The organism is Colwellia sp. SU-HH00943 (assembly GCF_057546125.1).
This window is the reverse complement of record NZ_BAAJLW010000004.1, coordinates 438701-463501: the sequence shown is the minus strand read 5'-3', so window position 1 is coordinate 463501 and position 24801 is coordinate 438701. Positions and strand designations below refer to the sequence as shown.

21 protein-coding genes are annotated in these 24801 nt (G+C 38.1%); 9 read left to right on the top strand and 12 right to left on the bottom strand.

The annotated features are described in order from the left end of the window. Window positions 1-36 precede the first annotated feature (36 nt). Window positions 37-1308 (top strand): sugar MFS transporter, encoded by a 1272-nt coding sequence (locus AC27GZ_RS13545; RefSeq protein WP_487095768.1) that lies wholly within the window; start codon window positions 37-39, stop codon window positions 1306-1308. Further along, window positions 1308-3887: a glycoside hydrolase family 3 protein gene (locus AC27GZ_RS13540; protein WP_487095767.1), complete on the top strand. Its 2580-nt coding sequence runs from the start codon at window positions 1308-1310 to the stop codon at window positions 3885-3887. The genes AC27GZ_RS13545 and AC27GZ_RS13540 overlap by 1 nt, the downstream gene beginning before the upstream one ends. A 109-nt stretch (window positions 3888-3996) precedes the next feature. Here the strand turns inward: AC27GZ_RS13540 and AC27GZ_RS13535 are convergent, their stop codons facing one another. Together AC27GZ_RS13535 and AC27GZ_RS13530 are read right to left on the bottom strand one after the other, a co-directional pair. Beyond that, on the bottom strand, window positions 3997-4590 hold the full coding sequence (locus AC27GZ_RS13535) for a PEP-CTERM sorting domain-containing protein (protein WP_487095766.1): 594 nt from the start codon (window positions 4588-4590) through the stop codon (window positions 3997-3999). Window positions 4591-4753: 163 nt separating this feature from the next. Continuing rightward, the gene (locus AC27GZ_RS13530; RefSeq protein WP_487095764.1) at window positions 4754-5251 is read right to left on the bottom strand and encodes a hypothetical protein; all 498 of its coding nucleotides are present in this window, start codon (window positions 5249-5251) and stop codon (window positions 4754-4756) included. 170 nt (window positions 5252-5421) lie between these two features. Between AC27GZ_RS13530 and AC27GZ_RS13525 the strand changes: the two genes are divergently transcribed. Together AC27GZ_RS13525 and pssA are read left to right on the top strand one after the other, a co-directional pair. Next, window positions 5422-7470, top strand: coding sequence for an oxidoreductase (locus tag AC27GZ_RS13525; protein ID WP_487095763.1), 2049 nt, complete (start codon window positions 5422-5424; stop codon window positions 7468-7470). Window positions 7471-7649: 179 nt separating this feature from the next. Then, entirely contained in the window at window positions 7650-8990 is a 1341-nt protein-coding gene (gene pssA / locus AC27GZ_RS13520) for a CDP-diacylglycerol--serine O-phosphatidyltransferase (protein WP_487095762.1), read from the top strand. 5 nt (window positions 8991-8995) lie between these two features. Here pssA and AC27GZ_RS13515 read toward each other — a convergent pair whose 3' ends face one another. Then, on the bottom strand, window positions 8996-10495 hold the full coding sequence (locus AC27GZ_RS13515) for a hypothetical protein (protein WP_487095761.1): 1500 nt from the start codon (window positions 10493-10495) through the stop codon (window positions 8996-8998). Between the two features lie 189 nt (window positions 10496-10684). Next, a complete protein-coding gene (locus tag AC27GZ_RS13510) occupies window positions 10685-12247 on the bottom strand; it encodes an amidohydrolase family protein (RefSeq protein ID WP_487095760.1) in 1563 nt (520 codons plus the stop codon). Window positions 12248-12346: 99 nt separating this feature from the next. Between AC27GZ_RS13510 and AC27GZ_RS13505 the strand changes: the two genes are divergently transcribed. Then, entirely contained in the window at window positions 12347-12742 is a 396-nt protein-coding gene (locus AC27GZ_RS13505; protein WP_487095759.1) for an acyl-CoA thioesterase, read from the top strand. A gap of 183 nt (window positions 12743-12925) precedes the next feature. After that, window positions 12926-13582 (top strand): single-stranded DNA-binding protein, encoded by a 657-nt coding sequence (ssb, locus tag AC27GZ_RS13500; RefSeq protein WP_487095758.1) that lies wholly within the window; start codon window positions 12926-12928, stop codon window positions 13580-13582. A 190-nt stretch (window positions 13583-13772) separates the two neighbouring features. On the opposite strand, the gene AC27GZ_RS13495 is transcribed toward ssb, so the two are convergent. The 6 genes from AC27GZ_RS13495 to aroQ all read right to left on the bottom strand — a co-directional run bounded on the left by AC27GZ_RS13495 (window position 13773) and on the right by aroQ (window position 17835). Next, window positions 13773-14522, bottom strand: a complete 750-nt coding sequence (locus AC27GZ_RS13495) for a class I SAM-dependent methyltransferase (protein WP_487095756.1) — start codon at window positions 14520-14522, stop codon at window positions 13773-13775. A 237-nt stretch (window positions 14523-14759) separates the two neighbouring features. Beyond that, window positions 14760-15026, bottom strand: a complete 267-nt coding sequence (locus AC27GZ_RS13490; protein ID WP_487095755.1) for a hypothetical protein — start codon at window positions 15024-15026, stop codon at window positions 14760-14762. Between the two features lie 136 nt (window positions 15027-15162). Further along, window positions 15163-15327 (bottom strand): oxidoreductase-like domain-containing protein, encoded by a 165-nt coding sequence (locus AC27GZ_RS13485; RefSeq protein ID WP_487095753.1) that lies wholly within the window; start codon window positions 15325-15327, stop codon window positions 15163-15165. Between the two features lie 105 nt (window positions 15328-15432). Further along, window positions 15433-16779: an acetyl-CoA carboxylase biotin carboxylase subunit gene (gene accC, locus AC27GZ_RS13480; protein ID WP_487095752.1), complete on the bottom strand. Its 1347-nt coding sequence runs from the start codon at window positions 16777-16779 to the stop codon at window positions 15433-15435. A gap of 23 nt (window positions 16780-16802) precedes the next feature. Continuing rightward, window positions 16803-17252 (bottom strand): acetyl-CoA carboxylase biotin carboxyl carrier protein, encoded by a 450-nt coding sequence (accB, locus tag AC27GZ_RS13475; protein WP_487095751.1) that lies wholly within the window; start codon window positions 17250-17252, stop codon window positions 16803-16805. 130 nt (window positions 17253-17382) lie between these two features. After that, the gene (gene aroQ, locus AC27GZ_RS13470) at window positions 17383-17835 is read right to left on the bottom strand and encodes a type II 3-dehydroquinate dehydratase (RefSeq protein WP_487095749.1); all 453 of its coding nucleotides are present in this window, start codon (window positions 17833-17835) and stop codon (window positions 17383-17385) included. 532 nt (window positions 17836-18367) lie between these two features. Between aroQ and AC27GZ_RS13465 the strand changes: the two genes are divergently transcribed. The 3 genes from AC27GZ_RS13465 to AC27GZ_RS13455 are packed head-to-tail and all read left to right on the top strand — an operon-like array spanning window position 18368 to window position 22424. After that, window positions 18368-18772: a type 2 periplasmic-binding domain-containing protein gene (locus AC27GZ_RS13465; protein ID WP_487095748.1), complete on the top strand. Its 405-nt coding sequence runs from the start codon at window positions 18368-18370 to the stop codon at window positions 18770-18772. Beyond that, on the top strand, window positions 18750-19973 hold the full coding sequence (locus tag AC27GZ_RS13460; protein WP_487095747.1) for a hypothetical protein: 1224 nt from the start codon (window positions 18750-18752) through the stop codon (window positions 19971-19973). Before AC27GZ_RS13465 ends, AC27GZ_RS13460 begins: the two co-directional genes overlap by 23 nt. Before the next feature lie 9 nt (window positions 19974-19982). Further along, window positions 19983-22424 (top strand): putative bifunctional diguanylate cyclase/phosphodiesterase, encoded by a 2442-nt coding sequence (locus tag AC27GZ_RS13455; protein ID WP_487095745.1) that lies wholly within the window; start codon window positions 19983-19985, stop codon window positions 22422-22424. A 70-nt stretch (window positions 22425-22494) separates the two neighbouring features. On the opposite strand, the gene AC27GZ_RS13450 is transcribed toward AC27GZ_RS13455, so the two are convergent. Beyond that, complete coding sequence (locus AC27GZ_RS13450) at window positions 22495-24402, bottom strand: protein-disulfide reductase DsbD (RefSeq protein ID WP_487095743.1); 1908 nt, start codon at window positions 24400-24402, stop codon at window positions 22495-22497. 5 nt (window positions 24403-24407) lie between these two features. After that, window positions 24408-24722: a divalent-cation tolerance protein CutA gene (gene cutA, locus AC27GZ_RS13445; protein ID WP_487095741.1), complete on the bottom strand. Its 315-nt coding sequence runs from the start codon at window positions 24720-24722 to the stop codon at window positions 24408-24410. Between the last annotated feature and the right edge of the window lie 79 nt (window positions 24723-24801).

Below are 24801 nucleotides of genomic sequence, written 5' to 3'. Positions count from 1 at the left end.
TGTTTTACCCAAATTAGCACACTAGGAGTATACCGCATGGCTGGTACTTCGATTATTTTAGAGCAACCAAGCAGTCAAGGAACTAAGCAAGATAATGCAAATACTTTTGCCCTTGTTTCACTGACTTCATTATTTTTCATGTGGGGGTTTATTACCTGTTTAAATGACATTTTGATCCCACATTTAAAGGCTATTTTTGACTTAACTTATACACAATCAATGTTGGTGCAATTTTGTTTTTTTGGCGCTTACTTTTTAGTGTCTTTACCTGCTGGGCGTTTAGTTAAAAAAGTCTCTTATCAAAAGGGTATCGTTATTGGTTTGGTGGTTTCAGCACTAGGCTGTTTAATGTTTTATCCGGCAGCAAGTTATCATAGCTATAACTTTTTTCTTGCGGCACTTTTTGTTTTAGCTAGTGGTATTACGGTATTACAAGTGTCGGCAAATCCCTATGTGACCTTGTTAGGTTCAAGTGAAACAGCATCATCAAGGCTCACCTTAACTCAAGCTTTTAATGCTTTAGGCACAACTGTGGCCCCATATCTAGGTGCATTATTTATTCTTAATGAAGCTGCTCATTCAATGTCTGCATCGGCTTCAGCAGACAGCGTAAAAATGCCGTACTTAGCGTTAACAGCAATGTTACTAATATTAGCGGCAATTTTTGCGGTATTAAAGTTACCTAAAATAGCCAGTGCTGAGCCTAAGGAAGATGAAGTTATTGAGGGCTCAGCTTGGCAATATAGTCATTTAGTTTTAGGGGCTTTGGGAATATTTGTTTACGTAGGCGCAGAGGTTTCCATTGGCAGTTTTTTAGTTAACTTTATAGGTGAAGAACATATTGCAGGGTTAGCTGAATCAGATGCGGCGAAGTACTTAACTTATTTTTGGGGTGGCGCTATGGTTGGACGTTTTATTGGTGCGGCTGTTATGCAAAAGTTTGATGCTGGAAAAGTGTTAGGTTTCAATGCAATTATGGCCGTTGTACTTATTAGCATTGCTGTTGTGAGCTCGGGCAGTTTAGCTATGTGGAGTATTCTTCTCGTCGGCTTGTGTAACTCTATTATGTTTCCAACCATTTTCAGCTTAGCGTTGAACGGCCTTGGGAAGCATACCAGTCAAGGTGCTGGTATTTTATGTTTAGCTATAGTGGGCGGCGCTATAGTGCCTTTATTACAAGGTGTTTTAGCCGATTGGCTGGGTGTTCAACTAGCCTTTATATTACCTTTATTTTGTTACTTATATATCGCTTTTTATGGCATTAAAGGTAGCAGGTTACCAACGGACTGTTTAGAAGCGAGATCATAATGAAATACTTAAACAATTCAGTAAAAGCACTATCAGTGCTACTTTTACCCATCGCGATGTTTGGCTGTATGCAGTCTGAAAACCGTACAGATGAAAATTCAGAAACAACTTCACAACTTGATAAAGCGATGGCGGATACTTGGCCTGCCTTAAACTTTGATGTCAAAAAAGAGGCTGAAGTTGAGCTAAAGATTAAAGAAATAATGTCAACCATGACCTTAGCGCAAAAAGTTGCGCAAATGATACAGCCTGAAATTCGTGATATCACCCCAGAGGATATGCGTAAATATGGTTTTGGATCATACCTCAATGGTGGCGGTGCTTTTCCAAATAACAATAAACACTCAACCCCGCAAGATTGGATTAATTTAGCCGAGCAAATGTATCAAGCCTCGATTGATGACAGTCTCGATGGCAGCACTATTCCAACTATGTGGGGAACGGATGCGGTACATGGTCACAATAATGTTATTGGCGCAACTCTATTTCCGCACAACATAGGTTTAGGAGCGGCAAACAACCCAGAATTGATTGAAAAAATTGCCCAAATTACCGCTACAGAAGTGATGGTAACAGGTATTGATTGGGTGTTTGCACCAACTGTTGCCACGGTGAGAGATGATCGTTGGGGGCGAACTTATGAAGGATATTCTGAAGATCCTGAAATTGTGAAAAGCTATGCAAAAGCTATTGTGCATGGGTTACAAGGTAAAGCAGGGGAAGACTTTTTAGCGGATAATCGTGTGATAAGTACAGTTAAACATTTTTTGGGTGACGGTGGTACGGTTAACGGCGATGATCAAGGTAACAATTTAGATACAGAGCAAGACTTATTTGCGCTTCATGCTCAAGGATATGTGAGTGGTTTAGCGGCAGGCTCACAATCAGTAATGGCCTCTTTTAATAGCTGGCATGGTAAAAAGAATCATGGCAATGAGTATTTACTTACTACAGTGTTAAAAGAAAAAATGGGTTTTGATGGCTTTGTTGTTGGTGATTGGAATGGTCATGGGCAAGTTAAAGGTTGTACGAATGAAAGCTGTCCGCAATCGGTTAATGCGGGGTTAGATATTTTTATGGTCCCCACTGATGCATGGAAACCTTTGTATGAAAATACCATTGCACAAGTTGAGCGTGGAGAAATTTCTCAAGCACGTATTGATGATGCAGTAAGCCGTATTTTACGAGTGAAAATTCGCGCAGGTTTATTTGAAAAGCCTAGCCCAGCTAAACGTCAGTTTTCTGGAAAAACAGAGTTAATAGGCAGTGAAGCACACCGCTCGGTAGCTAGACAAGCGGTAAGAGAATCGTTAGTGCTATTGAAAAATAAAGCTAATTTATTACCCCTTTCCCCTAAGTTGAATATTTTAGTGGCGGGTGATGCGGCTAATAATATAGGTAAACAATCTGGTGGTTGGACAATTACTTGGCAAGGTACCAATAATCAAAACACTGACTTCCCTGGTGGCAGTTCAATTTATGATGGCCTTGCAGAGCAAGTGAACGCTGCGGGTGGTGTCATAGCATTGAGTGAGCAAGGCGATTATACGCAAAAACCTGATGTTGCTATTGTTGTATTTGGTGAAGAGCCATACGCTGAAGGTCAGGGCGATAGAGAAAATCTAGCTTATCAAGCAGGTGTGAAACGTGATTTAGCCTTATTGAAAAAGTTCAAAGCGCAAGGTATTCCAGTTGTTTCAGTATTTATCAGTGGACGTCCAATGTGGGTTAATGCTGAGCTAAACGCCAGTGATGCTTTTGTGGCAGCTTGGCTACCGGGCTCAGAAGGAAAAGCCATTGCAGAGGTCTTACTTACCACTGAAAATGGTGATGTACAGAATGATTTCGTCGGTAAGTTATCTTTCTCATGGCCTAAATCGCCAATGCAAGTTGTGAATCGATTTGATCAAGACTATCAGCCCCTATTACCTTATGGGTTTGGTTTGAGCTACTCAGATGACAACTTACTGGCTGATGATTTATCAGAAACGTTTGATGTAGTGACAAGTGATTCTGGCACATTGAAGGTTTTTGCTGGCAAGGTCATGCAACCATGGCAGATGATGTTAACCTCGAATAATCAAGAGTTAGCTATTGAGTCTAACGCAGCTTCATTAGCTGGTGTGTCTTATCGAACTACAGATAAAGTGGTGCAAGAGGATGCTTTTAGGTTAACGACAACGGGTGATAGCAATGCAGGGGTTAAATTCTCTTTAATTGAAGGTAATACTATGGAACGTACACTGACACCTGTAGCGTCTTCAGCATTAGTGATAAATTTAAAAGTAGATAGTGACATTACGAATGATGTTCAATTGTCAATGGAATGTAAAAACATGGGTGATGAGCAACCGCGCTGTAAGAAAAGTATTGATATAGCTAAACATTTGTCTCAACTACCTAAAGGGCAATGGCATGATCTTTCAGTTGCGCTTAATTGTTTTGAAAGTGATGGAGTTCAATTAGAGAAGCTTGTATCGCCTATTTCCTTATCAACATCAGACGATTTGATATTATCAATAAGTGATATTTACTTTGTCGATAATCAAGTTACCTCAGCAAGTGTGCAATGCCATTAATAACACTTGATATGACATTGATTCATCAGTATTTGAAGTAAGAGATCGAAAAGGGCTTTATTGAGAGTAATCTCTGTTAAAGCCCTTTGTAGTTATAACACTTAATAATTTAAGCGTGTTTTTTTAATCGACGTGATAATAAAGTTATTACACCTATTGCAAAAATAGCTAATGTCGATGGCTCTGGTATTGATGCGTCGACTTCATCACCAATAATCCCGTTTGCAGTTAAGGTGCCTTGGAATACGCCGTTGTTTATAAGTGGGTCAAATCCCCAATATACTTTAGCGTCGACCAAATCACTCATTGTCATTCCATGGCCCGTAGAAATTGAATAAATACTGGAGCCTGAAATTGTATTTCCTGGAGAAAGATAGTTACCCCAATTAAATTGAATATGTGGGCCGCCCAAATAATCAGCTACCCATTGATTATTTGGGTGATTACCACCACTTTCTTGCAGGTTTCCTGACTCATAAAGAGCAGTACATATGTTACTACCACAGGTTGTAGGATCAGCAGAGGGATTTAACAAAATAAAAAGCCAAGTAGCACCGTGAGGTGTTGGCCCTTCAATAGTGCCACTCATAGATATTTCAAAACGATTAGCGTCAATAAGATCGACATTGGTGATTAATGTTGCATTAGCGCCTAATGGAGAGAGTAAAAGCACTAGGGTAAGCAATGTTCTTAGTTTATTCATAATAATCAGTTCCTTTGTTTTATGTGAATTTAATTCGCACAAATACAGGCAAAATTTATTCCATAAAATCAAAGTTATTGAATTATATGTGCTTATTTTTTATACAGAGTGTGTTTGTTAATAAAATGTAAATAAACCTGACAGTTGTATGCCTACAGTTTGCTCACCGGATAAGTATTATATAATCTTCAAGTTGGTTTTTCCCCAGCATTACTTTTATATCATCATCTTGATATTTACCTATCAGTGCCAATCCCATCGGTGATTGCGGGGTGATCACCGTGATATGTTGAGTTGATATTTGGCAACGAAACCCTCCTGCCGCAGGGCCAATAAAAAACCAATGATTATTTTGCTGATCAGCTTCTAACTGCACTAAAGCGGTTAAATCTATCGGTTTGTCTTCATTAAATTCGCCGACATTTAAATGCTGATAATGATTAATTGCCGCTTGTAATTCTTGCACCCTTCTTGATTGGCCTTCAGCCAGATAACTTGCTTCAATCGCTAAGGTGTCGTATTGCGTTTCAGCAACGCTCTCATCGTCAACGGCCGCCGCATGGGCTTCATTAGCTGCGCTAACTGCTTGAGCTAATTCCTGTTTTAGTTTACCGATAATTAATTCAACTAATGTATTTTTATTAATAAGCTCTGTGTTCATTTTAATGTGGGATATTGTCTTAGCATTGTTGAAGATTCTACTACTATTAATGATTATTCCGTATAAGTTTTTATTTAATCTGACAGGTGTCAAAATTAACTTGTAATATTGATTAAAGGTGAGTAAATTATCATAACTGGTTAGACCATTTAAGATAGATGAGAGCAAACATGACTGATAACAACACTGAAAGTGCCTACCCACATTTATTGGCGCCATTAGATTTAGGGTTTACACAACTTGCTAATCGCACTTTGATGGGCTCAATGCATACTGGCTTAGAAGAAGAAAAAGGCGGCTTTGCTAAACTTGCCGCTTTCTATGAAGAACGCGCAAAAGGTGGTGTTGGTTTAATTGTTACCGGTGGTGTTAGTCCAAACAAACGCGGTAGAATTGCCCCGTTTGGCAGTGAACTCTCACATTTTTGGCATGTGAGTAAACATAAACAAGTCACAGCAGCCGTGCATAAATATCCCACAAAAATATGTTTACAGTTATTACATACTGGCCGTTATGCCTATCATCCTTTTAGCGTTGCACCGAGTAAAATCAAATCACCAATTTCACCATTTACCCCAAAAGCAATGTCTCAAAGACAAATTTTATCGACTATTAATGACTATGCTCATGCAGCAAAACTAGCAGCAAAAGCGGGTTATGATGGCGTTGAAATAATGGGCAGTGAAGGATATTTAATTAATCAGTTTGCTTGTCTTCGCACCAATCAACGTGATGATGAATGGGGTGGTAGTATTGAAAACAGAATGCGTTTAGCGATTGAAACGATTAAAGCCGTACGAGAAAAAGCAGGTGAACATTTTATCATTATTTTCCGCTTATCTATGTTGGATTTAGTGGAAGGGGGGAATAGTTGGCAAGATGTAGTAACCATGGCAAAAGCGGTAGAGAAAGCTGGCGCAACATTAATTAATACCGGTATAGGCTGGCATGAAGCTCGGGTGCCAACTATAGTCACTTCAGTACCAAGAGCCGCATTTACTTGGGTTACCGAGCGAATGAAAAAAGAAGTGTCGGTGCCGCTCATCACCACGAATCGAATTAATACCCCTGAAGTGGCGGAAGAAATATTATCATCGGGACAAGCGGATATGGTCTCAATGGCTCGCCCGTTCTTAGCGGATGCTGACTTTGTGAATAAAGCAGCTGCCAATAAGTCAGATGAAATTAACACCTGTATTGGCTGTAATCAAGCCTGTTTAGATCATGTTTTTCAGCAAAAACGGGCTTCTTGTTTGGTGAATCCAAGAGCATGTTATGAAACTGAACTTAACTTTGAACCTTCAAAAGCTAATAAGAAATTGGCGGTAATCGGCGCTGGCCCTGCAGGATTGGCTTTTAGTGTTTATGCCAGTGAACGAGGGCATCAGGTTGAGCTATTTGATAAAGGTAGTGAAATTGGTGGTCAGTTTAATGTTGCTAAACAAGTGCCGGGTAAAGAAGAGTTTTATGAAACTTTACGCTACTTTAATAAGCAACTTGCTTTACATAACATCAAGGTACATTTAAACAGTGAACAAAGTGCAGAAAGCTTGTTAGCTGCAGGTTTTGATGAGGTTATTTTAGCGACAGGTATCAAGCCTAGACAACTTGATATTGACGGTATTAATCACACTAAAGTATTAACTTACCTTGAGGTATTGCGCGATAAAGTTCCTGTAGGTGAAAAAGTTGCAGTGATTGGAGCCGGTGGTATTGGTTTTGATGTGTCAGCCTATCTTGCTGAATCAGGAGAATCCCTCACCACTAATGCTGAAGCTTGGCTCAAAAATTGGGGAGTTGATAAATCTTATCAAGAGTCTGGTGCTTTAAAAACTGACAAGCTCTTTGAGCAAGTTGAAACTAAGCGTCAAATCACCTTATTACAACGCAAAAAGACTAAAGTTGGTAAGGGGCTAGGGAAAACGTCAGGTTGGGTACATAGAGCTAATCTAACCAAGCATGGCGTTAAGATGATCCCTGGTGTGACTTATAAATCAATTACCGATGACGGCTTATTGATTGAGGTTGATGGAAAAACACAAATGCTCGCGGTGGATAATGTCATTATCTGTGCAGGGCAAGAGCCAAACCGTGATTTACAAGCGATGCTTGAAGCCGGCGGTATGAAAGTGCATCTAATTGGTGGCGCCAATGTAGCGGCTGAATTGGATGCTAAGCGGGCTATTCGCCAAGCGGCAGAATTAGCCATGGCAATTTAAAATATTTCTTTGCAAGGTGAGCTAGTGATTTTAGGCAAGGCGTTCAAGGGGGAGGTCAATCAGGTGAGCTGTAATAGCAACTGGTTGATAAGTTATCGCAACAATTAATAAAATTTTCTTTAGAAAAGTAAAAACTGACGTATACTGCTGCAAATATATTAATAGTTAAGATTTTTACTTTGACTTTTGAAATGCATAATTTAATTGTTAGCAATAGTGATATCGAGGTTTATTCGACCCCCAAGCAATATAAGCAACAAGTATTGTCATTAATTGCTAATGCCCGTCGCCGTATTTATATCACCGTACTTTATTTGCAAGATGACGAAGCAGGCAGAGAAATTTTGCATGCTTTGTATCAAGCTAAAGCGGATTTCCCTGATTTAGACATCAAAATATTTGTCGACTTTCATCGAGGACAACGAGGGTTAATTGGTGAAAAAGAAAGTTTAGGTAATCGTGCTTTATACCTCGCATTAGCAGAAAAATATCAGCAAAAAATTGGTATTTACGGTATAGGTGTTAAACGCAAAGAATTGTTTGGCGTTTTGCATTTAAAGGGCATGATTTTTGATGATGTACTGTTTTATACTGGTGCAAGTATTAATAATGTTTATATGCAGCAAGCTGATAAATATCGATTAGATCGATACTATCAAATAAAGTCTGAAGTGCTTACAAATAGCTTTTGCCAGTATTTATCGACGACTTTTGTAAATTCTCAGTTAGCTCCTTTACTTAATGAGCATGAATTGCCAAGCCCAGCTAAGCAAAAACGTAATATTGTTGCTTTAAAATCGTTAGTGAAGACATCAAGTTATCCGGTGAATTTGGCGGCTAAAGATAAAGCGTCATCGGTTATTTCTGATCCTATTTCATTGACCCCTTTAATTGGTTGTGGACGCAGGAAAAATCACTTAAATAAAGTGATTCGAAAAACCATTAAACTAAGCCAACAACAGTTAATGATATTCACTCCGTACTTTAATTTACCGCCAGTTCTAGCTCGTGATGTTGTCAACGCTTTAAAGCGTGGTGTACATATTACCTTGGTGGTAGGTGATAAAACGGCGAATGATTTTTATATCGCTGATGAAGAATCTTTTAGCACTATCGGCATAGTGCCTTATATTTATGAAATGCTCTTAAAGCGCTTTGTTAAACGCTACCAGCAGTTTGTAGATAAAGGTTTGTTGACTGTGCATTTATGGCAACATGAACACCATAGCTTTCATTTAAAAGGTATCATCAGTGATGAGCGTTATCATTTATTAACGGGCAGTAATTTAAATCCACGTGCTTGGTCATTGGATTTAGAAAACGGTATTTTACTTGATAATCCATCTAAGTCGTTAATGACAAAAGTAGCGCCAGAGTTAATCGCAATAATGGCGCATACGAAGCAAATAACTCACTATGATGAGCTTGATGCTATTAGTGACTATCCTGAAAAACCACAAAAATTATTGAAAAGAATTCGTTTTGCTCAAATAGATCGCATTTTAAAACGCTTACTTTAGCCGGCTTAAAAAGATTTTTTAGCTTCAACTCTGATTTCAAATTTATTGATATCAGGGTTATCTGACTGTGGAAAAGCAAAATCGACATGGATAACTTGATGATTACCGCTAGAATGAGGCGAGTAAAATCTTGCACCAACACCTACCGAGTATAGCCAGCTATTTTCGATGTTCGCCATTAAAGGCTCACCAAATGTTCTGCCGCTATCAAAAAATGCCGCACCAGCAAGGTCGAATAATTTGAATAAATTAATTTCAGGGTAATAGCGAATTTCACTGGTGATCTTAACGCTGTGTTCACCATGTTGATATTGCAAAGGAAAACCACGCAACCCCGTATCGCCACCAATAGTGACGGGTTGATCTAAATATTGGTTATGGCTGATAACATTAATATTATTTAAGTAAAAACCCCATGATTTAGTGAATCGATAAAAGTATTCACTGTTAAGTGTCATTAACAATCGTTGTTGATTTTCTTGGTAAATATCTCCCTCAAAGTTTAGATTCATTAACAGTAAAGCATCGCTATGTAGTTCAAATCCTTTACTAATGTTTGCGTTAAATAATGCCCATGCTGCTTTATCTTTGCTGCCATCGCCTACACCGAGTTTGCCGTTAAATTGCCAGCCATGGTTGAAATCTTCAATTTGGGTGATCAGGTGAATGTTGGTGAGCTTTTTGAAATCTTTTTGCAAATAATCAACGCCAACCCAAGGGTAAAGAAACTCTCTGTCTTGGGGTAAGGTTTGATCAGGGTAATGATTTAATGGCTCTTTGGCTGTCGAGAAGTTGTCATAATCTTGGGTAATACCAAGGTAATACCTTAATAAGCTTTCATCATTATTAAAACTTAACCATGCATAATTGAGTGTTTTGTAACTTATTTCATGGCGGTAAATGGCTTGTTCACTGCCGTTTTGAAATATTGTGTCGTCACGTGTTTCTTCATCAAAGCCTATAGTGTAGGCTTTTTTCGTATGAAAACCAGCAAAGTGCTTTTGTAGGTAAGCAGACTTTTGAGTGCCGTCGTCGTTATCTGCAAATCGTAGTCTAACATCAATATTTTTTTTAGAGAAAATTGGAATAGTTGTTTTAACTTTATAGCCAGTACGTTGTGAATTTTTGTACGACTCTAGCTCAGCATCAATTCCTAAACCAAGCAGGTTGCGCTCTTTAATGCCAAAGCTGTATTTACTTTCTCCCCCTTGACGGCCAAAGCTGATAGTAGGTAATAGCGACCAATTATCCCAAGTAGTAATTGTAATGTTTTCCAACATTTCATCGCCTGTTACTTTGGCATCGCGAAGATATTTTCTGCTGCGCAAGTGGCGCTCAATTTCGGCTAAGTCAGCATGATTTTTATGACATTTTTCTAAAAAGAATGCTGACTCATTTTCAAGGGTAATGACTTTTGTATCGATATGAATTGCATTGGCCCAACGGTGTAAAAAGATAATGCCTTTTTCGGATTCATCAAAAATGGTTTGCGGTTTAAAGGTCACTTTTTGTGACGGCTCAAGGCACTGTTTTTCTGTTTGTTGAGCGTAGGTGAGACTAGATATGCAACTTGTCAGAAAAACAAGTAACGCAAAGAGATGGGCTGTAGGAGAAATGTTACTGCGATTTACTATAATAAACCCCCATTAATTGCTAAGCGCTATAGTTAACTATAGCGCTTAAATCAGAGTTTGTTATGGCTTTTTAGCGCTTTTTACTATTTCTCTTACGTCACTTAACAGCGCTTTAGCATCGTAAACGATACCATCTTTTATCGTGTAATTGACGCCACCTACACGTGTTGGTTTATTATCGTCGCTGAGGCGGAAGTGACCAGTACCATAAAGCACTTTTAAATTACGTAATGGATTTTCATTAATCACCACTAAGTCGGCTTTTTTGCCTATGCGTATAGAGCCAATTTCATCTGCCATGCCTAGCGCTTCAGCACCATTGATAGTGGCAGCTTGAATGACTTCTAAGGCATTAAAACCCGCTTCGCGTAATAGCTCTAATTCCCGAATATAACTAAAACCATAAATTTTGAAAATATAGCCAGAATCTGAACCCGCGGTGACACGGCCACCATTGTTTTTGTAATCGTTTAGAAAACTCATCCAGAGTTGATAGTTTTTCTTCCAAGCTATTTCATCGTCTGTTGTCCAATCAAACCAATATGAGCCATGTGCATAGCGATTGGGTTGGAAGAAATCCCATAACGTAGGAAGCGTATAATCTTTATGCCAATCAGCATTCATATCACGCATTAAATCTCGACTTGCTTCGTAAACGGTCAGGGTAGGATTTATGGTAAAGTCTAGCGCTAATAATTCATCACGTACTTGTAGCCATTTTTCACTGCCTTGTTTAGCGGCTTGCAGCCATAAACGACCTGCTTCACCAAATCTGTCTTGTTCGTTATTGTAATTATATTCAGGTGAATAATTTTGAATGTGTTGATGCTCAAATAATGCTTCAGGTAAACCGTACCAATGTTCCATGGTGTTTAAGCCTAATCGGGCTGAGTCAATAACGTTCATATCTGTGACGTTAAGTTGAGCATGATGCATCATACTGCCCAAGTTTTGCTTTTTAGCTTCGGTAAGCGCGGCTTTCATTATTTCAGGTGGTGCACCAAAAAACTTAATACCTTTAGCGCCCTTTTTAGCAATAGATTTAACCCAGTTTTGAGCTTGTTTTGGGGTAGTTATCTCTTTCTCTGAGCCTAAACCAAAAGCGAAGTATGGAATGATACGTGGTGCGGCAATGGTATTTTTCTCACTACGTTTAACATGGTCAATAACCCAAGGAATGCCGTTAAAACTGCCTGGCTCCCGCACAGTGGTGATGCCGTGCGCTAACCATAACTTAAAAACATATTCGGCAGGGATGTTATCAGCGCTACCGCCAATATGACCATGCATATCAATAAATCCAGGCAGGACATACTGTCCTTCAATATTTATTTCCTTATCACCTTTTCTAGCAATAGGACGCTTTTTGGAAATGATAGGCACGCCAGGGTTGCCGACGTTTACGATTTGGGTGATGCGATCATCCTCTATCACGATATCCATAGGACCACGTGCTGGAGCCCCTTCACCAGAAATTATTGTACCACCACGTAAAATTAAGCGTTTATAGGGGCCTTCACCAATCTCTCTATCAGGGGCTGCTTTATCACCTTTGGCAAATGATGTGACAGGTAGACTTATTAAACAAATAAGAACATTAACTAATATAAATATTTTTCTCATAAATAAACTCTTAACAGTAGAGGTGAATAAAGGCTGAACTATGTAGTAGCAAAGGTTAATATAACGAGTATCCGTTGATAAGTGTAGAAGAGATTTTTTATGTTTACTCAGTCTTTAATGCCGCGTTTTAGTGATACCGATGCGTTAGGGCATATTAATAATACTGTAGTACCAAATTGGTTTGAAGGGGCCAGAGAGCCGATTTTTAAATTGTTTACGCCTGATCTAAACCCTAATGACTGGCATTTAATTATTGCGAAAATTGAAGTTAACTATCATGGTCAATTGTTCTATGGGCAAGCGATAGAAATTCGAACCTATATAAGTCGAATCGGCGGTGCTTCATTTGATGTTTACCAAGAACTGTGGCAGCAGAATGAAAAACGTGTTTCAGGCGTTGCTGCTATGGTGCATTTTGACTATAAAGCACAAAAATCTGAGAAAATCCCTGATCATATACGTGCCGAATTCTTGAAGCATTTATACGTAAAGTAAGTATTTTATTTTTAGCTAACGTTTTAAAAATCAATTAGCTAAAAATAATTAACTGTTTATTGCAAAAAGCGCTCGAATTTAATCGATTCTCCCTATAGAATTGCTCTCTTACTAAATTTTTTAAAACGCTAAAGTAACCTGTTTTATGGTTATTTTAGCTATGCATATTCAATAGGATTTTTCATGGCAGGTGTAAATAAAGTAATTATTGTTGGTAACTTAGGTAAAGATCCTGAAGTACGTTTTATGCCAAATGGTGGTGCAGTAGCTAATATTACTGTTGCAACATCAGATACATGGAAAGATAAGCAAACGGGTGAACAGAAAGAGAAAACTGAATGGCATCGTGTTGTTATGTTCGGCAAACTAGCTGAAATAGCGGGCGAATATCTGAAAAAAGGCTCTAAAGTTTATCTTGAAGGACAATTACAAACACGTAAGTGGACTAACCAACAAGGTCAAGATCAGTATACGACTGAAATTGTACTGCAAGGCTTTAACGGCGTTATGCAAATGTTAGATGGCAAGGGTGGCTCACAAGGTGGATTCCAAGGGCAACAGCAACCAGCACCTCAACAGCAAGGTGGATTTGCACCACAAGCTCAGCAAGCACCACAACAAGGTGGTTACGCTCAGCAAGGACAACAAGCTCCGCAGCAAGCTTATAACAAGCCACCGCAACAAAGTGGTTATGCTCAACAGGCCCCACAACAGCAGCAAGGTGGTTTTGCACAGCAAGCACCACAACAAGGCGGCTATGCTCAACAAGGTCAACAACCCGCACCTAAGGTAAACCCACAAGAGCCTTCAATTGATTTTGATGACGATATTCCGTTTTAGCCCTTACTAAAGAGTATTATTTGTTAAGTTAATTAAATAAGAAAATAATAGTTTTTCTTTATTAATTACTATCATAAGTTAAATGTAGAGCCTCTATTTAATGTTAAGTTTATAGGGGCTTTTTTGTGGATTAAGGAAAATGTAAAGATAAAAGTTCGGATAAAAATATTGTAAAGTTATTGCGTTGTGTTTAATCACTTAATTGAGCATTTCTTAAAATAAACATTTGGTAGCCAAATTCCGCTTTATAGTTCAAGTAAAATTCAACTTCTTTGCTAATATCTTGCAGTGCTGAAGAGTCTTTCATAATAGGTTTTAGCTCGACGATCCTTTCTTTTAAAGGTAGATAGTAGTTATCCCAAGAAGACTGTTTAATAGTGAAGTCAGATATTATCTCGTAGCCAGCAGATGAAATTTGTTTACGCCTAGTTTTTACTGTTTGGATATCAGGGTACTCTTTTTGCCAAAAGGTCTTTACCGCAATACTTGGCTCAGGTGTTAATAAGACTAAATCACTAAAGACTAAAATACCTTGCTCCTTCAGTAGTGGCTGCCATTTTGACAAGGCATTTTCTACTCCCATTATGTAGGCGGAAGCTTCAGACCAAATAAGATCAAAGGCTGCTTTGTTAAAAGGTAACTCGCTCATATTTGCACACAGGAGCTCAATATGGTTTGTTAATGACTCATCTTTTAGCTTTTGTTTTAGGCTCGTTAGTGCTGATGGCTCAGTATCAACGGCTGTTATTTGTGCTGTTAAGTGTTTAGCGAGTACTGTTGTTGCTAAACCTTTACCACAACCAATTTCTAAAATATTTTCAGGTTTTGTTGTAATACAAGACAATGCCTTTAAGGTTTCACTTTCATCTCCTGGGCCCCAACGATCTAATGTGTCGAAAACCCGCATAAAGTCCTGCATATACTGTTCTTGTGGCGTCATCTTGTTATTACCATTGAATTAAGTCGATAAATATTCAGTAAAAAATTATAGGCTGTTTTGTTGGTTATGTATGCAGGCTATAAAATGTGTTTCTTTAATTATGCTCGAGGAAATCACAGGTGAGGAAATTACTTTGTATTAATATAAATAGTGTTTAGGGTGTCTGAGGATAACTTGATTATTCAGCTTTGGAAATAACAAAAAGGAGAGTGAAGTCTCTCCTTTTATTGCTTTTTACTAATGCCTTAAAGCTATGTTGGGTTTAATATTAATCATCCCCTCAGCATTGATTGTTGCAAGTTTGTTGTTCAGCTCTAATATGGCAAGTGGCTCACCGTCAATGATACGTACATAAGTTAACATGTAACCAAATTGACCTAAGCTTGAAAGTGAAAACTGCTGACTTAGGGTTAATTTATCCCAATTATTATCATAGCTATTAACTGATGTTCTTCTATCTTCTTGGGTGTATTCTAGCTGTGTATTTCTTTGTTGGTTTAGCATCTTGCACCTCGAATATAAATATAAATTTTTGATGATTTAATAATATCAAGATGCCATCAGAATACTGTTTGTATGTGTCAAGCTTTGTTATTTTTTGTACAGAGGGTTAATGATTGTCAAATTACCAAGTAAAGAGTTATTCCTGAGCGATTTGAGCTTGTTGTTCTTTTAATTTAGCTTGTTCAATTCGCCACTTTTGTAGTTCAGTGTAATAATGATCCCAAACACATGGGTTACACGCACCACCACCGCAACAGTCGTCGTCTGCAGGTGGCAAAGGTTTAGTTAATTGCTCTGTCATGCTTAATCTCGTTCGTTTATTCCAGGCTATTGTATAATAAATAACTTGGAAACAAAAAAGCTCTGCGAGTGCAGAGCTTTTTTCATGAAATTAACAAGCTAAATTCTATTCAGATTCAGCTAATTTCTTTTCTAAATAGTGGATATTTGCGCCACCATTTACAAAACCTTGATCATTTAAAATATCTTGATGCAAAGTAATATTGGTTTTTATGCCGTCAATAACTAATTCAGATAGTGCATTACGCATACGTGCAATCGCCACATCACGGTTATCACCCCAAGTGATTAATTTACCAATCATGGAGTCATAATGTGGTGGCACAGAATAGTCAGCATAAATATGAGAGTCCCAACGAACTCCTAAACCACCCGGAGGATGGAAGCGAGTAATTTTACCCGGTGAAGGAATAAACGTACGTGGATCTTCAGCATTAATTCGACATTCAATAGAGTGACCTGAAATTTTAATATCTTCTTGGGTATAAGATAACGGTTGGCCAGCTGCAATACGAAGTTGTTCTTTGATCAAATCCACACCGGTGATCATTTCAGTAACGGGATGCTCTACTTGAATACGAGTATTCATCTCGATGAAATAAAACTCGCCGTTTTCATATAAGAACTCAAACGTACCAGCACCACGGTAATTAATTTCGATACAGGCGTTACAACAACGCTCGCCAATTTTAGCGCGCATTTTTTCAGTAATACCTGGTGCTGGTGCTTCTTCTACAACTTTTTGGTGGCGACGTTGCATTGAACAGTCTCGTTCACCTAAATGAATAGCACCACCTTGCCCATCTGCAATAACTTGAATTTCAACGTGACGTGGGTTTTCAAGGAATTTCTCCATGTAAACCATGTCGTTTTTGAAAATAGTGCCGGCTTCTCTTTTTGTGAGTGCAATTGACTCAATCAGCTCTTCTTCAGTACGTACAACACGCATGCCACGACCACCACCGCCACCAGCGGCTTTAACTATAACTGGATAGCCGATGCGCTTTGCATGTGCTTTATTAACTTCTTCATCGTCAGTTAATGGCCCGTCTGAACCTGGAACACAAGGAACTCCTGCAGCTTTCATTGCTTGAATAGCAGCTACTTTATCACCCATGATGCGAATACTTTCAGCTTTTGGCCCGATAAAGGCAAACCCTGATTTTTCTACTTGCTCAGCAAAATCAGCGTTTTCAGCTAAAAAGCCATAGCCTGGGTGAATCGCAACTGCGTTTGTTACTTCAGCAGCAGTAATTATCATAGGAATATTAAGGTAGCTATCAGGTGCTGGAGCTTTACCAATACATATGGTTTCATCAGCTAATAGTACGTGTTTTAAGTTTTTGTCAGCGGTTGAATGTACAGCTACGGTTTTAATACCAAGCTCTTTACAAGCGCGTAAAATTCTTAATGCAATTTCGCCACGGTTGGCGATAACAACTTTATCTAACATGGAATGACCCTTTTAGGTTGGGCTTATTCAATGATGAATAGCGGTTGATCGAATTCAATAGCATCTTCGTTTTTCGCTAGAATTTCTTTGATTACACCTGATTTATCAGCTTCAATTTGGTTCATCATTTTCATTGCTTCAACAATACATAAAGTATCACCGGCGTTTACATGTTGGCCTACTTCAACAAAGGCTGGTGCATCAGGTGAAGCTGACGCATAGAAAGTACCTACCATAGGTGAACGTACAATGTGTCCCGATAATGCTGGAGCGCTAGCTTCAGCAGCAGGCGCAACACTTACTGGCGCTGGAGCAGCTGCTGCAATCGGAGCTGCTTGTACTACAGGTGCAGGGGCAACAATCGAGCCGCCACGGCTTATACGTACAGATTCTTCTCCTTCAGAAATTTCTAATTCGTTGATTCCCGATTCTTCAACTAATTCAATAAGTTTTTTAATTTTGCGAATATCCATTGTGATACCTTTTTGTTCGTTTTTCTTAAATTAATAGTAAGCTAATGACAAGCCATTAACTGTTAATATTTGTTAGATAACTGTATGTGAAACCATGCAATGAACATGAGCTTTACCTACAGTTATGGTATTACTTTTTCTGTGTTAAATACGTTATAGCTGAGTCAAGCGCATACTCATAGCCTTTGGCGCCTAGCCCACAAATAACACCCGTAGCCACATCTGATAAATACGAATGTTGTCTAAATTGTTCACGAGCATGCACATTAGATAAATGTACTTCGATAAAAGGGATTGCTACTGACAATAAAGCATCTCTGATGGCAACACTGGTGTGAGTAAAAGCAGCTGGATTGATAATTATAAAGTCAACCTCTTGGAAAGCTTGATGTATTTTTTCAATAATTTCGAATTCAGCATTTGATTGTAAATGAGTTAGCAATACATGCTTAGATTCAGCTTGTGTTGTTAGGTTGGTAATTATTTCCGTTAAAGTTTGAGCACCATAAATTTCAGGCTCACGTTTACCTAACATATTTAAATTAGGGCCATTTAGCACTAAAATTTTGAATTTTGCAGTCATCTTCGGTAAAAACGCCTTTAAAATAAATTTGATGTTGATAATTGCATAAAATCACAACCCTGTGAACAAAAAAAGTATTTTTTTTCATATTAGCGACATTATGGGGTATTTCGATGAATATAGCAGCAAAATACTGGTCTAATCTCTTGGTTGTTACCAAAAGTGGCAATTTTTTAATTATCGACTACACTTTACAAAGTGTTAACAATTTAATAAATCATTGTTTTTAAAAGGATTATATTTATCAGATTAAGTAGGGTGTTAAGCATTTTTTGTTTGTTTTCAATTGGTTAGTTTGTGTTTTTAGGTGCTTTTATAGTATTTGCTTGTATTTAACTTTAGTTAGTAACTAAGGGTTGTAACTCAGGACTATATTCTGGTACCTTGTTGCAAAATGTAATCTTTGTATAACATTTTCAATAAGCTATAATTTATTTGTTTGAGTTTTTCTTGTAGCTAACGCCAAGCCTATTAAATTCCCCCACTTAATAATTGGTGTAGCAAGGACTGTATTATCAAAACACTTTATTTATTGTGCTTACTTATTCTCTTTGGTTTTTTTAGCTCAACAGTTAATGCTGTTGATGTTATTGCTCATCCATCAGTAAGTGAGACCAACATCACACTATCTCAATTGCGTCGTATTTATACAATGCGACAAACTCAATGGCCTAACGGCCATCATATTGTTGTGTTTGTTTTACCTAAACAGCACCCAATACATCAACGTTTTAGTAAAGAACGTTTGCATATTTTTCCTTACCAACTAGAGCGAATTTGGAATAAGTTAACTTATTCTGGCCTTGGTGTAGCACCTATTCTTGTGAATACACCGGCTGCGCTTATGGAGGCCGTGATGAAAACTCCTGGTTCAATAGGTTACACCGAAACAACTGTCGACAAAGGAGCAGTAAATGTCATCAATATTAAAAAGTAACGTTCATCGCGTCATCATGCGTATTTTAGTATTGCTACCTATGCTGTGTGCTAGTTTGTTAGTGACTAATGTGTCTTATGGAGAAGACTTTCAAGTTCATGGTTTTGCTGCTCAAGGAATTATTGATGTTAATGGCAGTAATTTTGTTAATGATGATGGTGCATTGTCAGCGGAGTTAACCGAATTGGGTTTGAATGCTTCATATACGTTAACGCCTACAGTAAGACTTGCAGGGCAAGTTGTTTACCTTGATGGTGGTAACCGTTATAACGATGGGGTTAGAGTTGATTATGCGCTGATTGATTGGTCGGCATATAGCAGTCAGAACTGGCAAGTCAATTTATACCTAGGCCGGTATAAAAATTACCATTGGTTATATTCAAGTACGCGTGATGTTCCCTTTACTCGTCCAAGTATTATCTTGCCGCAATCTGTTTATTTTGATGGTTTTCGTGATATTTCTGTGGGTGCTGATGGCGGCGCGGTTAAAGTCAGTTATAGCTCTGATGATTTAGGTGACTTTGATTTTAATATTAGTACGGGTTCATCGCCTATTTCCGATGAACAAACAAAAACTATTATGAGTGATCTTGCGTTAGGTGATATGAAACATACTCATGATATACAAGCTAGCTTATATTGGCAGCCATTTTTGTCACCATGGCGATTTGGCTTGGCGCTATTAGACAGCGAGTTTGAGTATCATGCTGCTCAACAAGGTGATAGGTTCGTTGACTCAGATATTGTCTTGCAGCGGGTCATTGCTAATGTGCTTTATGAAGGCGAATCATGGGAGTTTAGTGGAGAAATTTTGCAAGAACGTTTTGTGTTAAATGATTTTTATTATCAAGGTTTTCATCAAGATAATATTGGGCAAGGTCTTTATGTTCAGTCTCGGTACAAAGTTAATGCAGATTTAACGTTATTGGCAAGGTATGAGCGATTTTATGCCAACAAAGATGATAAAAACGGTCATGATCTTGAGGATAATACTAATGGGGTAGTACCAAGTTACTTTGGCTACCAACATGATGCCACTTTTGGGTTGTCTTATGATTTAGCGGATAATTTACGACTGCAATTTGAGTTTCATTATATTGAAGGTACTGCGCGGCTTAACCCGGTTGTTCTACCAAATGCACAAGTAAATAATCGAGAAAACTGGAATCTGTGGGCAATGCATTTCATGTATTGGTTTTAGGAGACACTAATGACTAAAAAATTTATTAGTGTGCCCGCTAAACTGTTGACGCTTATTATTTCAACCTTACTATTTTTGGCCATTGGTTTTTCAATGTTGTCATTGTCTAGGTTGCAAGAAGAATATAAACAGTATCAGCAAGATACTTTAGATCAGGGTCAAGCTCAATTTGAACTTCACAGTGATATTTTACGTTCCAAGTTAACGGTTTGGTTAGAGTCTTTCGCAGAATTAACACAATTGTCCCAACAAGATAAGTTTGATGACTTTTCAAAGCTGCTTGCAGAGCAATTTGATGGCTTGCAGTTACATTTGAATGTTGAAAATTTATGGTTAATTGACGATCAAGGAAATCAACTTTTTGTAACTTCTCAAGTGCCACTTACCGTGAAAAATAATGTTGAACAGGTGTTGAGGTTCCAACAGCCTCAACACCAAATTTATTGCCAACAACATTGCCAGTTATTGCTTAGTTTGCCGCTACTTAATAAAAGCGGGCAATTTGTTGTTGTTATCATGAGTGCTTCATTGGTTGACATGTTATACGCCATTAACACCTCACTCAATAGTGATGTTGCCATAGTTAGTTTTCCTTTGATAGCTAATGGCGAGGGGGCTGAAATTATTTCCGCCTCTAATATGCCCTTAGCAAAATCTTTATTGAAAGCAGAGCAAGAAAGTGATTTAAGTCGTGTTTTAGAAAAGGGTTTACAAAAAGATATAAAAGAGCAGAGCTATTTGATTAATTTATTACCTTTAGCAGAAAGTAATGAGCGTGAATTCTATTTATCTTTAATTGACGATGTAACCCCTTTCAAAACAAAGAATACTAAATATAGACAAGAGTTTTTAATTTCACTTACTGCCCTATTTATTGTTTTAAGCTTTTTTGTCTATTTTGTAGCTAGTCCTTTCACTAAACGTTTATTACGATTGTCAAATGCCTTGCCTTTATTGGCAAACAAAGAGTTTGATCAGTTTCGCCAAGTGAAGTTGAAAAGACCTATTGTATTTTCTGATGAATTAGATGTATTAACTGACTCTGCATTAGAGCTCAGCTATGAATTAGAACAACTGAATATTGAAGTTGAGCAGAAAACCAAAGAGCTAGAAAACATTGCGATGTATGACTTGTTAACCGGCCTGCCTAATAGAAATATGCTGAATTATCAGCTACGTAAGTCAATTGCCAACATTGGCCGTTATGGCCATGGCGTTGCCGTATTATTTTTAGATTTGGATGATTTCAAAAAAGTTAATGACAGTAATGGTCATAGCGAGGGCGATAAATTACTGATTCAAGCTGCGGAACGTGTGCGCTTAAGTGCCGGTAAAATAGATTTGGCTTGTCGCTTTGGTGGTGATGAATTTGTGCTGATTTTAGGCTATTTATCCACCGTAGACGAGGCGGTAAATATTGCCGAGCAACTGCTTATGCAGTTTAAAGAACCAATCAGGTTAGGCTCAAGTATCTTTTATGTCTCTACAAGTATAGGTATTGCTTACACTGAGTCAGTTAATGAAAAGGCCGAAGATTTAATCTCTCATGCTGATATAGCCATGTATGAAGCTAAAGATAATGGTGGTGCTCAATACCATGTTTATCATCAAGAAATGTATCAGCGCGTTGCCCATCGAGTATTGCTTGAAGGAGAGGTTAGACAAGCCCTTGCTAAGCAGCAATTTAGCTTGAGTTTACAGCCACAGTTATGCGCCAAAACTAAAAAGCTATATGGATTTGAAGCTTTATTGCGTTGGCAGCACCCTGAGCGTGGCATGATTTCACCAGAAGACTTTATTCCTATTCTTGAAAATTCTCAGCATATGATAGAGTTAGGGTATTGGATTATTAACCGTTGTTTTGAATTGGCTTTGGCATTTAAAAATCGAGGTTTAGAGGATTTACAAATTGCCATTAACTTGTCTGCGGGACAATTTTCTGACATCAACTTACCTGATTATCTACAGAGTTTGTTAGATAAATTCTCATTGTCAGCGAAGCAGTTTGAATTAGAGCTTACTGAACAAACTTTAGTTAAAGATATAGACAATACCATTGCGATGATGGATAACCTTAAAGTGAAAGGCTTTAGTTTTGCTATTGACGATTTCGGTACCGGTTATTCTTCTTTAGCTTATATTAAAAAAATGCCTATCGATGTCATTAAAATTGATAAAAGCTTTGTCTTTGGCATGCTGGAAAACCATGCCGATTATCAAATTATAATGTCTACTATTGCTATGGTTAAGAACTTAGGTTTAACGGTTATTGCAGAAGGCGTGGAAACCGGGGCGCAATTACGTAGTTTAACTGAAAACGATTGCGATATTATTCAGGGATATTACTTTTCTAAACCAGTACCAGAGGCTGATTTGTTACGCTTTATTGATAACCAAATTCAAGACGGTTTTTGGAAGACACACGTAGAGAAAAAAGCTGCTAAGGCATAACAAACTTACACCTCACCTAATGATAATTATTAGGCGAGGTGTATTCACTTATAGCTGATATATAAAGCCGTTAAAATATTCTTTTGATATGCTCGCTAAATTCATCTGCACCCATAAAACCAGTTACCCGTTGCTGACTAAGTTCTTTACCTTGGGTATCAAAAAATAGAATTGATGGTAAGCCAAAGACATCAAAACTTTCCATGATAGCGACGTTTGTCTCTGTTCCTGTATCGGTTAAATCTATTTGCAGTAATACTGAGTTGGCAAGCGCTTCTTGCACTTTTGGATCTGGGAATGTGTATTGCTCAAATTCTTTACAGGCTATGCACCAGTCGGCGTATAGATCTAACATCACTGTTTTCCCCTGAGCATTTGCATCAGCTATAGCACTTTCTAACGTTTCCAAAGAATCAACTTGCGTAAAATGCTGCATAGAAATTTGCTGATTGTCGCTGTGTGCTAGTTGGTTAGGGCTTGGCAATAAAAGTTGATAAAGCATATTGGCGCCAACAAACATCATTAAGAAAATGACTAATGAGCGTAAACCATAAGCGAATCCTCGAGGTTTATTTACTGCTGAATTTTGGTTAGCAACATAAAAATAGCTTGCTGAACCTAACAGTAAGAAGGTCCATAATAATTGGCTAGCCATAGGTGGAATAAAGCGCTCTAGTAAAAATATTGGTACAGCTAATAAGAGTAGGCCGAAAATATTTTTAATAATATTCATCCAAGCGCCCGCTTTAGGTAATAATTTACCACCTGAGCTACCTAAGATTAGTAGAGGTAAACCCATACCCAAACTTAATGCATAGAGTGCCGAAGCTCCTAAGGTTACGTCACCTGTTTGCGATATATAAAGTAAAGCACCTGTTAATGGAGCGGTTGTACAAGGGGAAGCCACTAAGCCTGAAATAACACCCATGATAATAACACCAAAAATAGAGCCGCCTTTTTGTTGGTTGCTTAAGTTATTTAATTTATTTTGCCAGCTAGCAGGTAGTGCTAAATTGAAAACGCCAAACATCGAAAGGGCTAAAAAGATAAATAACACGCTCAATGCAATTAAGACTATTGGGTGTTGAAACATGGCTTGAAATTGCGCGCCTGCAAGCGCAACAACAATACCCAAAAGCGTATAGGTTACAGCCATACCTTGCACATAAAAGAAAGACAAGGTGAAGGCTTTTTTAGTGGTTAACGGTGTATCGTGCTGCTTACCTGCGCCAACAATAATACCCGTTAATATTGGATACATTGGAAAAACACAGGGTGTGAAAGAAAGCAGTAGGCCACCAACAAAAAAGGCGACTAAGGTTAATAACAAGCTTTCTTGTTTAAGCATGTCAGCAAGTTGGTGTTGTTCACTTGCCGGTGCTGCAGTGAGTTGTGTTTCGGTATTTTCTTCTGATGTTTTTAAAGCGGATATAACGGCTTGTGAATTACCCTGTTCGTTTTGGGCAAGCACTTCATCTAAGTAAACCACTTTCTTGGTTGGCGGATAACACAAGCCTTTTTTAGCGCAACCTTGGTAACGAATGGTAATACTGCCGTTGTCTTGAACTGCTTCAAGATTAACCACTAGGTTTAATTGCTCGGTAAAAATTTGTTGTACACCAAAAAACTCATCTTCGTGATCTATGCCTTGTGGTAAAACAACTTCAGAAAATTGTGCATTGTCACCGGTAAACTTAAATTGATGACGATAAAGGTAATAGCCTTCGCTAATATCAAAAGTGAGGTGTAGCTGATTGTTATCTTGATTGAAATTAAAAATAAAGGCTTGGTCAACTTTCAAAAAATCATCATCATTACTAAACAATGACGCGCTTGAAGTATCGAAAATGGATTGTTGAGCATAACTTAACTGCGGCTGAAAGCTGGTTATTGCGATAATTGTTGTGAAAATTATGGCAAAAAATACCTTCGCCTGTTTATTTAAAAGCAACCAAAATATGGGTGATGATTTTTTCATTAATACTACTTCAAATATTCACGGATCCAGTTTAAATAGTGGCTATCGCCTTGCTGGATATTCAAGGCAATCACTTCAGCTACTTCATAAGGGTGTAGCTCATTAATACGACTGTTTAATAGAGTAAATTTTTCACTGCATGTTTTTATCAGTAACTGCACTTCAGTGCCGCATCGCATTTCACCTTGCCAATGATAAATTGATGTCATTTCAGGCAAAATATTTACGCAGGCTGCTAATTGCTCAGATACAAGTAGTTGAGCCATTTCTTTAGCACTGTGCTCATCTGGGCAAGTGGTTAATACTAATTGAAATTCCATAGTTGATTCGAGTAACTATAAGGTAACCTTATTCTCTTAAAAAAAACTCAACAACACCAGTAATAACTGCGGTAAAAAT

Coding starts and splice junctions, on each gene's coding strand:
- AC27GZ_RS13545 (WP_487095768.1), top strand. CDS start 37: ATGGCTGGTACTTCGATTATTTTAGAGCAACCAAGCAGTCAAGGAACT.
- AC27GZ_RS13540 (WP_487095767.1), top strand. CDS start 1,308: ATGAAATACTTAAACAATTCAGTAAAAGCACTATCAGTGCTACTTTTA.
- AC27GZ_RS13535 (WP_487095766.1), bottom strand. CDS start 4,590: ATGAATAAACTAAGAACATTGCTTACCCTAGTGCTTTTACTCTCTCCA.
- AC27GZ_RS13530 (WP_487095764.1), bottom strand. CDS start 5,251: ATGAACACAGAGCTTATTAATAAAAATACATTAGTTGAATTAATTATC.
- AC27GZ_RS13525 (WP_487095763.1), top strand. CDS start 5,422: ATGACTGATAACAACACTGAAAGTGCCTACCCACATTTATTGGCGCCA.
- AC27GZ_RS13510 (WP_487095760.1), bottom strand. CDS start 12,247: ATGAGAAAAATATTTATATTAGTTAATGTTCTTATTTGTTTAATAAGT.
- AC27GZ_RS13505 (WP_487095759.1), top strand. CDS start 12,347: ATGTTTACTCAGTCTTTAATGCCGCGTTTTAGTGATACCGATGCGTTA.
- ssb (WP_487095758.1), top strand. CDS start 12,926: ATGGCAGGTGTAAATAAAGTAATTATTGTTGGTAACTTAGGTAAAGAT.
- AC27GZ_RS13495 (WP_487095756.1), bottom strand. CDS start 14,522: ATGACGCCACAAGAACAGTATATGCAGGACTTTATGCGGGTTTTCGAC.
- AC27GZ_RS13490 (WP_487095755.1), bottom strand. CDS start 15,026: ATGCTAAACCAACAAAGAAATACACAGCTAGAATACACCCAAGAAGAT.
- AC27GZ_RS13485 (WP_487095753.1), bottom strand. CDS start 15,327: ATGACAGAGCAATTAACTAAACCTTTGCCACCTGCAGACGACGACTGT.
- accC (WP_487095752.1), bottom strand. CDS start 16,779: ATGTTAGATAAAGTTGTTATCGCCAACCGTGGCGAAATTGCATTAAGA.
- accB (WP_487095751.1), bottom strand. CDS start 17,252: ATGGATATTCGCAAAATTAAAAAACTTATTGAATTAGTTGAAGAATCG.
- aroQ (WP_487095749.1), bottom strand. CDS start 17,835: ATGACTGCAAAATTCAAAATTTTAGTGCTAAATGGCCCTAATTTAAAT.
- AC27GZ_RS13460 (WP_487095747.1), top strand. CDS start 18,750: ATGTCATCAATATTAAAAAGTAACGTTCATCGCGTCATCATGCGTATT.
- AC27GZ_RS13455 (WP_487095745.1), top strand. CDS start 19,983: ATGACTAAAAAATTTATTAGTGTGCCCGCTAAACTGTTGACGCTTATT.
- AC27GZ_RS13450 (WP_487095743.1), bottom strand. CDS start 24,402: ATGAAAAAATCATCACCCATATTTTGGTTGCTTTTAAATAAACAGGCG.
- cutA (WP_487095741.1), bottom strand. CDS start 24,722: ATGGAATTTCAATTAGTATTAACCACTTGCCCAGATGAGCACAGTGCT.